This window comes from Flavobacterium sp. LK-23 (assembly GCF_058135255.1).
The window spans coordinates 233,299-240,120 of record NZ_JBYUVT010000006.1; the positions used below are offsets into that span (position 1 = coordinate 233,299).

7 protein-coding genes and 1 rRNA gene are annotated in these 6,822 nt (G+C 33.3%); 6 read left to right on the plus strand and 2 right to left on the minus strand.

Features of this window, described 5'->3' with window-relative positions:
• Positions 1–9: 9 nt before the first annotated feature.
• Both AC3Y25_RS12190 and AC3Y25_RS12195 read left to right on the plus strand, forming a co-directional pair.
• Positions 10–1,677: a tetratricopeptide repeat protein gene (locus AC3Y25_RS12190; protein WP_489902922.1), complete on the plus strand. Its 1,668-nt coding sequence runs from the start codon at positions 10–12 to the stop codon at positions 1,675–1,677.
• Between the two features lie 101 nt (positions 1,678–1,778).
• Positions 1,779–2,411, plus strand: coding sequence for a 7-carboxy-7-deazaguanine synthase QueE (locus AC3Y25_RS12195; protein ID WP_095928216.1), 633 nt, complete (start codon positions 1,779–1,781; stop codon positions 2,409–2,411).
• 76 nt (positions 2,412–2,487) lie between these two features.
• Here AC3Y25_RS12195 and AC3Y25_RS12200 read toward each other — a convergent pair whose 3' ends face one another.
• Positions 2,488–2,994, minus strand: a complete 507-nt coding sequence (locus tag AC3Y25_RS12200) for a YfiT family bacillithiol transferase (protein WP_489902923.1) — start codon at positions 2,992–2,994, stop codon at positions 2,488–2,490.
• A 20-nt stretch (positions 2,995–3,014) separates the two neighbouring features.
• On the minus strand, positions 3,015–3,722 hold the full coding sequence (locus AC3Y25_RS12205; protein WP_489902924.1) for a class I SAM-dependent methyltransferase: 708 nt from the start codon (positions 3,720–3,722) through the stop codon (positions 3,015–3,017).
• A gap of 72 nt (positions 3,723–3,794) precedes the next feature.
• Between AC3Y25_RS12205 and AC3Y25_RS12210 the strand changes: the two genes are divergently transcribed.
• The 4 genes from AC3Y25_RS12210 to AC3Y25_RS12225 all read left to right on the plus strand — a co-directional run.
• Positions 3,795–4,289, plus strand: a complete 495-nt coding sequence (locus AC3Y25_RS12210; RefSeq protein WP_489902925.1) for a YkgJ family cysteine cluster protein — start codon at positions 3,795–3,797, stop codon at positions 4,287–4,289.
• Positions 4,290–4,391: 102 nt separating this feature from the next.
• The gene (locus AC3Y25_RS12215) at positions 4,392–5,627 is read left to right on the plus strand and encodes an ABC transporter permease (RefSeq protein WP_489902926.1); all 1,236 of its coding nucleotides are present in this window, start codon (positions 4,392–4,394) and stop codon (positions 5,625–5,627) included.
• Positions 5,628–6,145: 518 nt separating this feature from the next.
• Positions 6,146–6,400, plus strand: a complete 255-nt coding sequence (locus tag AC3Y25_RS12220) for a hypothetical protein (RefSeq protein ID WP_489902927.1) — start codon at positions 6,146–6,148, stop codon at positions 6,398–6,400.
• Positions 6,401–6,644: 244 nt separating this feature from the next.
• A 16S ribosomal RNA gene (locus tag AC3Y25_RS12225) occupies positions 6,645–6,822 on the plus strand; the annotation flags it as partial.

Sequence of the window (6,822 nt, forward strand, 5' to 3'; positions counted from 1 at the left end):
ACAATAAAGATGAATAAATTTAAAATTTTAAGTCTTGCATTAGTTGCTTCGGCTACCGCGGCAAGTGCGCAAGATATCAACCAAGCGAAGAAGGCAATTGATGCTGAACAATTTGATAAAGCAAAAACGATCCTTAAATCAATTATCAAAACTAAACCTTCAGATGGAGAAGCAAATTTTGTTTTAGGAAATGTTTATTTAAATCAATCAGTTGTCGATTCTGCAAAAATCTATTACAATAATGGATTGCAAGCTTCAGATAAGAAAAATTTAAGCTACATTGGTTTAGGACAATTAGATCTTGATGCAAAGAATACTGCTGCTGCTCAAGCTAATTTTACTTTAGCAACCAAAGACATGAAGAAAAAAGATGTAAATGAATTTATTTACATTGCTAGAGCTTATATGAATTCTGAGAATCCAGATTATAAAAGTGCTACTGACATCTTGAAAAGAGCTTTATTAGTAGATCCTCAAAATGCACAAGCACTTTTGGCAATTGGAGATGCTTACTACGGAGCAAACAACCAAAACGATGCTTACAAAGCATATCGTGATGCTTTTACAGCTGATAATACTTTATTAAGAGCGAAAATGCAATTAGGAGTTTTATTAAAAGGTGCTAAATCTTACGATGAAGCAATTAAATCTTTTAATGAAGTTATCGCGTTAGATGCTAATTACGGACCAGTTTACAGAGAGCTTGCTGAAACATACTACAAATGGGCAAGAAACAAACCTTCTACTGCCAAAGTTAACTTGCAAAATGCAATTACAAACTATGAGAAGTACTTAAGTTTGACAGATTACTCTCTTGATTCTAAAATGCGTCATGCAGATTTCTTAATCTTGGTTAAAGATTACAAACAATTAGAGACTGTTGCAAACAAAATGATTGCTCAGGATAAAGTAAATCCTAGAATCTACAGATATTTAGGCTATGCTGCTTACGAAAATGGAAATGTTGATGTAGCTATTAAATCTATTGAAGATTATATCAAAGCTCCAGGGAACAAAGTTATCGGTAGAGATTACTACTATTTAGGTCTAGCTAAAATTAAAAAAGGAACTGCAGCTGATGGTACAGTAGATCAAGCAGCTTTTGATGCAGGTTTAGCTGATATCAAAAAAGCAGTTGAATTAGAGCCTTTAGTAGTAGAAGAATTCGCTGATTTCGGAAAAGAGTTATTTGGTAAAAAACAATATGCACAAGCTGCTGCTATTTTTGAACTTGGAGCAGGTAATTCTGAGTCTAAAAATTACTTAGATGATAGCGTTTATTATGGAATTTCTTTATACTATGGTAATGCTAGTAAACCAAAAGAAAGCCGTGATACTGCTGCTTTAGGGAAAGCTGATGCAGCTTTTGATAAAATTTTAGTAACTGCTCCTAGCTATGATGAAGCATACTTGTACAAAGCAAGAATTAATTCTTTATTAGATAAAGATGATTTAATCATTAAAAACTACGAAGAATACGTTACTAAAATTTCAGCAAAAGGTGCAGAAGAAGTGGCTAAGCCAGCTGTAACTAAGAAATTTATTGAAGCTTACAATGGTATTGGTGCAGCTTATGCTAATACAGACAAATCTAAAGCTATTGAGTATTTTAATAAAACTTTAGTTTTAGATCCTGCAAATTCATATGCTACACAATCTATAAAAGCTTTAAAATAATTAGAAAATTTAAAGAGAATATAAAAACCGATAGTTCAAAAAACTATCGGTTTTTTTGTTCCGTATATTATTGACTATCTTTGCACTCTTAAAATATTAAAATGTTACCAAAAGAAATACAATTAGAAGTAAATAAAGGAGCAATGCTTCCTTTGATGGAAGAATTTTATACCATCCAAGGAGAAGGTTCACATACAGGACGAGCTGCTTATTTTATTAGAATTGGTGGATGCGATGTAGGATGTCATTGGTGTGACGTGAAAGAAAGCTGGAACGCCGAACTTCATCCGCCAACAAGTGTGGATTTAATTGTTGAAAATGCTGCAAAATATGCTGATACAGTTGTAGTGACTGGTGGAGAGCCTTTATCTTGGGATATGACATTTTTAACAAAACGATTAAAAGAAAAGAATTTAAAAGTGCATATCGAAACTTCTGGAGCTTTTCCGTTATCAGGAACTTGGGATTGGATTTGTCTTTCGCCAAAAAAGAACAAACTGCCAACGCAAACCGTGTATGATAATGCTCATGAGTTAAAAGTTATTATTTATAATAAACACGATTTTATTTTTGCAGAAGAGCAAGCAGAATTAGTAAACGATAATGCAATTTTATTCCTTCAGCCAGAATGGAGCAAAAAAGAAGAAATGACTCCACTTATTGTTGATTATGTAATGAGCAATCCAAAATGGAGAGTTTCATTACAGACACATAAGTATCTTAATATTCCATAAAACAAAAAATCTCTTCAGTAGAAGAGGTTTTTTGTTTTATACAAGTATACAGTTTGTGTAAAAAGTAAACAACTCATTATTTCCAGTTTTTATAATTTTTCAAGGCAGTAATGTGTGCAAGATGATGGTTTCCATGCCAGGCATACATTCCGATAATTTTTTTGAGTTTGTTTTCCGAATTATCTGAAGGATGTATAAATGTTTTTTCTAAATCAGATTCAGATAAATTTTTCATAAGATAGCCTAGTCTGAAATGAAGTCCTTTCAATAATTCCAAAGTTGGCTGAATAGGCATTGTTAAGCTATCATTTAATTCAGACCAAAGAACTTCGTCGTAAGCTTTGATAACTGGATTGTTCTCTGTTAATGTCCATTTAATTCTGATAAAACAATTCATATGGCTTTCGGCGCAATGATGAATGACTTGTCTCACGGTCCATCCGTCAGGACGATAGGGCGTGTCTAATTGTTCATCTGTTAAATGAATCGTTTCTTTTGCTAATCTTTCTGGAAGAGTTTCAATTTCTGGAGCAATAAATTTTCCGATAGGATATTTTAATTTCTCTAAATCTAGTTCTTTCATAGGTTTTTTATGGTTTGTTTTTAAATGGTAAGTCTAGCTAAATAATCATAATGCTCGCCCTCTAGAACAAGTTCACAATTTAAATCATTAGCAATCGCTGCATTTTGAAGCGTGTTATAATCCAAATACAACCAATCAAAAGGTTCTTCTTTTTCTCCTTTATAGCTAATATTAAAAACGAGCTCTCCATAATAATCATTTTCAGACGGAATCCATTTTCCACCATCTTCATCCTCATCAAACATATAAATGATATCCGAGCTGTCAATTAAAATTTGTCCGCCAGGATTTAAAAGAGATTTTAGTTTAGTTAAATAGGAATTGCAGTTTTTTAACTGGCCAAAAATCCCTGTTCCGTTCATTAGAAGTAAAATTGTATCGAATTTTTCTCCATCAAAATCGAGAATGTTTTCAACTTTAGCGTTTTTTATTCCTCGAAGACGGCAAGTCTCAATTGCTTTTTCAGAAATATCAATAGCGGTTACATTTAAATTGCGTTCATTTTGCAGGGATAAAGCATGACTTCCAGCTCCGCACCCTACATCCAATATTTTTCCTTTTGCCAATTGCAAAGCCTTTTGTTCAATTTTCGGCATTTCGTTATAAGAGCGGAAAAGATATTCGACACTCATTTCATCTTCTTCAGAAATAGAAGTTTCAGTAATAATGTCTTCAGGCGAATTTTTGGTGTAAAAATCAAATATTGCTTTCCCAAAAAGATCTTTCATTGTTTTAGTTCAAAGTTTAAGGTTTCAAGTTCAAAGTTGTTTAATTTTGCAAATCAACTTTAAATACTAAACTTGAAACAGATTTTAAATAATTTAAGTAAGTTAGCCAAAGATAAGCATAACGAGAATAAAAAGTATTTCGATAAGCTTAAAAAGAAACCGCAAAAGAATTTAGATTACATTATGCAAGATTTGCATGATGCCGAATTTAAAAGAACGGATTGCTTGAAGTGTGCGAATTGCTGTAAAACGACTGGGCCATTGTTTACTTTGGCAGATATAGAACGAATTTCTAAACACTTTAGACAAAAGCCTCAGCAATTTATTGATCAGTACTTGCGAATTGATGAAGACAAAGATTATGTTTTGCAAAGCGTTCCATGTACATTTTTAGATAATGAAAATTATTGTATGATTTATGATGTTCGTCCGAAAGCCTGTAGAGAGTTTCCTCATACAGATCGAAACAAATTTTATCAGATTTCTAATTTAACTTTGAAAAACGTCGAAATTTGTCCAGCAGCATTCAACATCGTCGAGGAAATGAAAAAGAAGCTGCCGTTATGATTGAATATACAGGCAATTGTTTCTAAGAATGTATTGATTTCCTTTTTTAAGATGTATTTTTGAGAAAGGAAATAATTAAACAACATAAAGAAAACTCATAATTTGAATTTAGAATATTTCATAGCCAAAAGACTTATTACTGCAAAAGATTATAAAAGCAGTATCTCGGCGCCCATTATAAAAATTGCGATTTCTGCAATTGCAATCGGAATAATCATGATGATGGTTTCTGTGGCCACAGGAATAGGCTTGCAAAAGAAAATTCGCGATAAAGTTTCTGCTTTTAATGGCCAAATCATAATTTCTAATTATGACAATAACAATTCAGAAGTTACAACAGTTCCAATTTCAAAAGAACAAGATTTTTATCCTAATTTTAAATCGGTTCCAGAAGTTAGCCATATCCAAGCAGTGGCAAGTAAAGCTGGAATAATTAGAACAGAAAATGCTTTTGAAGGAATTATATTTAAAGGCGTAGGAGAAGATTACGATTGGAATAATATTAAAGAATATATTGTTGATGGTAAACTTCCAGATTTTGCAAAAGCATTGAATGAAGATGTTATTATTTCAAGATTTCTTGCAGATCGTTTAAATTTAAAAATTGGAGACCAATTCAATACTTTTTTTATAAAGGAAGAGCAAGGGAAACTTCCAAATAGCCGTAGATTTAAGATTGTCGGAATATTTAATTCCGGATTCCAAGATTTTGATGCAACATATATTATCGGAGATATCCGCCATATTCAAAGAATCAATAAGTGGAGCGAGAGTCAAGTTGGAGCATTTGAGGTTTTTGTAAAGGATTTTAATGAAATTAAATCCACAGGAAATAAAATTTACGAAAAAACCTCGTCTAATCTAGATACACAAACCATTGTAGAAAAATACAGTTATATTTTTGACTGGCTTAAGCTCTTTGATTTTAATATAGTAATCATTTTAGGGGTCATGATTCTCGTTGCAACAATTAATATGGTTGTGGCATTGCTGGTTCTCATTTTAGAAAGAACTCAAATGATTGGAATTTTAAAATCTATGGGTGCAAATAACTGGTCAGTACGTAAGATATTTTTATATAATGCCTTTTATCTAATTCTACGTGGACTATTCTGGGGAAATTTGATTGGAATTTCAATTCTGTTAATACAGCAGCAATTCGGCATAATTAAGCTCAATCCAGAAAACTATTATGTAAATCAAGCACCAGTTTATCTAAATTGGATGTATATACTATTGTTAAACCTCCTTACGGTTGGTGTTTGTTTCTTGGTGCTATTAATACCTTCTTATATAATAACAAAAATATCACCTGTAAAAGCAATCCGTTTCGACTAAGTAAAAAGTAAAGCACAATATCTAACCCGACAGTTTTTCAAAACCAGTCGGGTTTATTGTTTATACATATATATAATGAGAAAATCTAGGTTGTCAGGCTGAGCGAAGTCGAAGCCCTTTTAGTGGCGGCATTTGGAATTTTAAAAAATTGGAATTTAGAATTTATTGGGAGCCTGATCCCGCTATCCGCTTCAATCTTTTCATGGCGAACCCCGCCATAAAAAGGATTTCCGCTTCTATCGGGGCTAGGGCGCCGGTTTTCAGAGGCAGCTTAAAGGGGGGGAAGAGCGGTTTTTGGAAGTAAGAGAAGGAAAAACTTGGCGTCCGAGCGCCTTTTCGGGATAAAAAAGGGAAGAGAGCGCCTTTTGAAAATATGGAATCTCTTCAAAAAACGGGCTTAAAGGCTGAAAACTCCATAAAAAGGGAATGCCGAAACTGGCGGAAAATGCCAAAATAATGAAGATGTGCAGAAAAACCTCACAAGTATTTAAAAAAGTTTAAAATGTAAACATGCTGTTATGAGTGAGTTAAGAAATAAAGCAAAAAAAGATGGGAAAAATGTAAAAGAAAGTGTTGTAAATGTAAATAAAGGTTCTACTTTTGCACCCGCAACAGCGAAGGCGTTCATCGAAATACTGGCAGGAAAGGAGAATCAGGCGAAAAGAAATTTTCAAAAAAAAGATTCGAAAAAGCTTGCGAGATTTGAAAATGCTTTCTACATTTGCACCCCGCAAAACACGGAAAGTTCATTGAGATACTGGGAGGGAAATTAAAGAAAACGGGATTGAAAAAATCTCAAAAAAACTTTAAATTTTTCTTGCAGGAAACAAAAAGAAGTTTTAGTTTTGCACCCGCTTTGAAACACAGGCGAAACACAAAAAGAAGACACGTTCGTAGACATATTGAATTGACAGCCGTTTTAAGAGAGATCTTAAAACAAAAAGAATAAGAGCAGTAGAATCGGAAGATTCGAAAAGAACCGATAGGAAAAGCATCGATTATATAATATTAAAATATACGATGAAGAGTTTGATCCTGGCTCAGGATGAACGCTAGCGGCAGGCTTAACACATGCAAGTCGAGGGGTAGAAGTCTTCGGATTTTGAGACCGGCGCACGGGTGCGTAACGCGTATGCAATCTGCCTTTCACAGAGGGATAGCCCAGAGAAATTTGGATTAATACCTCATAGCATAA